General features: G+C 50.1%; 4 protein-coding genes. 3 read left to right on the forward strand and 1 reads right to left on the reverse strand.

The window, feature by feature from the left end; translation table 11 throughout:
- The coding region (locus tag VIM87_RS16130; protein WP_331997988.1) for a ligand-binding sensor domain-containing protein at positions 1-1,433 on the reverse strand (1,433 nt) is incomplete at its 3' end.
- A 245-nt stretch (positions 1,434-1,678) separates the two neighbouring features.
- Between VIM87_RS16130 and VIM87_RS16135 the strand changes: the two genes are divergently transcribed.
- From VIM87_RS16135 to VIM87_RS16145, 3 genes are all read left to right on the forward strand, one after another.
- The gene (locus VIM87_RS16135; protein ID WP_331997989.1) at positions 1,679-4,084 is read left to right on the forward strand and encodes a glycoside hydrolase family 31 protein; all 2,406 of its coding nucleotides are present in this window, start codon (positions 1,679-1,681) and stop codon (positions 4,082-4,084) included.
- Between the two features lie 10 nt (positions 4,085-4,094).
- Positions 4,095-4,283 carry a hypothetical protein gene (locus VIM87_RS16140; RefSeq protein WP_331997990.1) on the forward strand — a complete coding sequence of 63 codons (189 nt, stop codon included), beginning with the start codon at positions 4,095-4,097 and terminating at the stop codon, positions 4,281-4,283.
- A gap of 51 nt (positions 4,284-4,334) precedes the next feature.
- The coding region (locus tag VIM87_RS16145; RefSeq protein ID WP_331997991.1) for a carboxypeptidase-like regulatory domain-containing protein at positions 4,335-4,571 on the forward strand (237 nt) is incomplete at its 3' end.

Genomic DNA, 4,571 nt, shown 5'->3' on the forward strand with positions numbered 1-4,571 from the left:
CGGATCTGCTGCAGCCGGCTGTTATACAGGTTCAGCGATCCGTTCTTGGTGCTCACCCATATATTGCCGCGGCTGTCTTCAAACAGCGTTTTTACGATATTGGCGCTGTAATGTTTGGGCGTGCTTGGGTCGGGGTAAAAGTGCGATACGGTAAATGACTGTGGCATCAGCTTATTCAGTCCCGTATGTTCAGTGCCTACCCATACCAGCCCGGAGCGGTCGGCCAGCACGCTTAACACGTAATTGGAGCTTAGCCCGTTGGTATTACCGGCATTGTAATCAAAATGCTGCAGCGAATCGGTACGGCGGTTATAACAATACAGGCCGCCCCCATAAGTGGTGATCCAGGTATTGTCTTTATTATCCGTATGAATGGTAAAGCGGTCGTCATCTACACGCGCTATCACCTGCGGCGCTACCAGGTTAAAACGCCTGCTCCGCTGCTGCAGGGTATCATAATACCATACGGTGCCGGAGTGGTTGTTGATCCAGATGGCCTGCTGAGGACTTCTTACCAGGTCCGTATGCCCGGCTATAGTTTCTCCAAACAGAGTACTGGCAGATGTTACGTGCCCGGTATTGAGCTGTACTACAAATGCACCGGAGCGGGAAGTACCTAACAACAGCTGCTGATGGTTCAGCAAAGCCGCGCTGGTAAGCGATAAGGACTGATCCATGCGCAATGCGCTGAAAGTGCCCCGTTGTAAATGGTAGGTAAATATGCCGCTGTTGCGCGTAATAAAATATAGCTGGTCCTTACCGGGTATGGTTTGCAGGAAATCAGCTGACGGTTGAAAGATGGTCAGCATTTTCCCTGCTGCGCTTAATTTATGCAAACGTTTGCTGGTACCTGCCCATAAATAATGGTTGGCATCTTCAAAAATAAAATTCACCGTGGGCATGTCGTACTGTTGTGTTACAAACCTGCCCTGCCGGTACTGAATGCGCAGGCAGCCGGTGCTATGTCCAAATAGCCAGATGTCGCCATTGGCGGCTGCAAAATACTGGTCGTATGCCGGCGCCTTATTATCATTGGTAAATTCAATAAAATCTTCCCGGGCCGGATCAAAACAATGAAAACGCCCTTCAAATGTTTTTACCCAGATAAAGCCATTGGAATCTTCATGCAGCTCACGGATGCGCGTGTCGCTGATGGAGTGCGGGTTGCCATACTCCGGCCGGTACACAATGAATTTTTTGCCGTCATAACGGTTCAGGCCATTAAGGGTGCCGATCCAGATAAATCCTTTTTTGTCCTGCATCAGGCAGCGTACGGTGTTTTGGGAAAGGCCGTCGTGGGTGGTCAATTGTTCCAGGCATACATTATTACTTAACCCGGTTTTGGCAGTGGGGCGGATAGTGAGCGCAGCGGTAAGGGTTTGAGTAAATAACAAGCTGCTGCAAATGGTTAGAACGCATTTCAGGAATTGCATAACGATATTTAACGGAATTTATAAAGTCCCGGATCCCGGTTTTTCAATTCATCTGCACTTTTCCAGGTCTGAAGATCCAGCATACTGAATTTGGCATTTTAAATGGTAAGATCCATCCTATGCTTTCCTACTGGGCCTGTTGCCGGTACATTTTTACAGCATAAAGTCAATTTTTCCATGTCGCAGCCTCCATTTTACCGGCAACTTTACGGGCAGGCATTACCTCACTACAATTACACGGAAATATGTTCAGGACCATTATTACCCTTTGCACGGCTTTCTGTATAGGCGCATTTGCTGCACAGGCGCAGGTGGGCAGCTACCAGCAGGATTTTTCCAGGAAAGGCAACACTTTTTATTTCACCACTACCCGGGCCCGGGTGCAGCTGGAATTTTGTACAGCCGCTATGTTCCGGGTGAGAATGAGCCGCAGCGGCACTTTTGCATCGGATGAGCCCTGGATGGTGGTACAATATCAATGGGCTGAGCTGCCGGTGCAGGTAACAGAAACCGGGGAGGCTTTCCGGTTCAGCACCACTGCCCTGCAAATTGTGGTGAACAAAAACCCATTTAACATCAATGTATATACTGCCGATGGAAAATTACTGTCGGAAGAACCCGCTAATGGCGCTGCGCTTTCTGACGATACTACCCTTTGCCGCAAAACATTGCAGCCGGATGAGCATTTCTTTGGTTTCGGGGAGCGCATGGATTTCCTGGACCGCCGCGGCAAAAAGCTGCAGCTGAATGTGGGCCGCGGTACCGGCATGCCGCATATTACCGGCGCTTACAACGTGCTGGCCGCCAATTATAGCCCCATTCCCTTTTTTATGAGCACCCGGGGCTATGGCATTTTCATGCATACTTCCGCTGCTACGGAGTGGGATATGGGCAGCACCCGCCCGGACCAATACACTTTTGCGGCGCAGGGTAAAGGGGAGCTGGATTACTATTTTATTTACGGTCCCCGCTTTGCTGGTATCCTGGAGCAATATACCGCGCTCACCGGCCGCCCGCCTTTAATGCCGTTGTTTGCCATGGGCCTGCATGTGGGCACGTACAGTGGCGGCACCTGGGGGCATGAGCAGCTTACTTCCGCTGCTTATGTGCTGGCGCTGGCCCGCCGTTTCCGGGAGCTGGGCATACCGGTAGATCTTTTGTTCCTGGACTCTACCTGGCGCCTCTTTGGCAAAAATGGCGGCAAAGGCGCTACCAGCTTCGAGTGGCGGGAAACCTTCCACAACCCCCGCGCTATGATGGATAGCCTGTATGCGCTGCACTATAATATGGTGGGGCTGCACATCCGCCCCCGGCTGGATAATGGCTTGCACAATCACCTGCTGGATAGCGCTGCCGCCCTGGGTTATACCTATCCTGAAAACAATAAACCCGGTGAGTTCGTGAACTTCTTTGACAGCACGGCCGTAAGCTGGTGGTGGCAAAATGCAGCCATGAAAGTGGCCCGCACCGGCGCAAAATTCTTTAAAACAGATGAGGGCAGCGCCTTTGGACACCTGGCGAATGAAAGTAATAAAACAGGTCCTACAGATGAGAAGGCCCGTGCGCTGCACAATGTTTTTCCCATTGCATACGCTAAAGCGGCCTATGAGAATTTTGCAGCGTATAACCATTTGCGTGGTATGAACCATACGCGCGAAGGCTATGCCGGGATCCAGCGTTATCCTTTCATTTTTGCCGGCGACTGGCCCAGCGAGTGGCAGTACTTTGAGCCGGTTATAAAAGCAGGCCTTAATATCGGGTTATCCGGCGTAGGCTACTGGGCCCATTGTATGGGCGGTTTTGAGCACCCGGCCGATCCGGAGCTGTACATCCGCTGGTGCCAGTTCGGTATGTTAAGCCCTGTAGCCATGGTATTTGGTATGGATCATCCCGGGTACAAAGAGCCCTGGAATTATGGCAAGGAAGCACAGGCTAATTTTAAACAGTATGCCCGCTTGCGCTACCAGCTGTTGCCTTACTTATATAATCATGCATATGAAATGTACACTACCGGTATGCCGCTCATGCGTGCGCTGGTGCTGGATTACCAGGATGATGTGAATGTGTACAATATTACAGATCAGTATCTGCTGGGCAGCAGCTTAATGGTATGCCCGGTTACGCAAAAAGGCGCCGCTACCCGCACGGTGTATCTGCCACAGGGCCAGTGGATCGATTATTGGACCGGTAAAACTTATCCCGGCAAGCAATACCTGAACGTGCTTACACCGCTGGATAAAATACCGCTGTTCATTAAAGCAGGCAGCATTATTCCTACCCAGGCGCCGCTGCAATATGTAGGAGAAAGGATCATTGATACCCTCACGCTGGACATCTACCCTGGCGATAGCGCCCACTGCCGCCTGTATACAGATGATGGTAAAAGCCTGTTATACCAGCAGGGACAGTTTGCCATTACCAATATCCGCAGCCAAACTTTTCCAGGTAATATTGCTATTACTATAAAGCCCGCAACAGGTCCTTATCATAGTCCGCTGAAAACCTTTGAGCTGAAAGTACACCTGGCTGAAAAACCAACCGCTGTAACTGCTGCTAAATGGCAGTATGATGCCGCTGCTAAGCTGTTGTATATACACGATGTGCCGGCCGCGGCTGAAAACCGCATTACCATACAGGGAAACTACCAATAATCACAGGCAATTGTACAATCCTCCATGGCGGGGCACCAGAGGGGTGGCTAATTTAGTTGATGCGCTATTGAATATGGAGCCACTCAATAATAACCGGCAAAAAGAAATGAAACGCATTGCAAGGCTGCAAATGCTGGAGAAGCTATTAATACTCACTTTCATCCTTGTTTGTGCGCTGTTCTATTATCTCCTGGTATGAAAGGGACTTCCGTGGTCTTAACTATTGAATAAAACATGAAAATTCCGCAACATGAAAAATGTTACCTCTCACTATTTAAGATGGTTGTTATGCAGTTTACTCTTACTGCCGCAGTCATTCACCTATGCTTTTCAAAAAGATGACCGCATCAGCGGGCAGGTATTGGATGAGCAGGATCACGCTCCGCTGCCCGGCGTGAACGTACGTATTAAAGGCAGCAACAAGGGAACTGTTACCGATGCAACCGGTCATTTTGCCTTTGCAGCAAATGCAGGCGCTGTGCTGGTA

It is taken from the genome of Chitinophaga sp. (genome assembly GCF_036569125.1).
Classification (GTDB): domain Bacteria; phylum Bacteroidota; class Bacteroidia; order Chitinophagales; family Chitinophagaceae; genus Chitinophaga.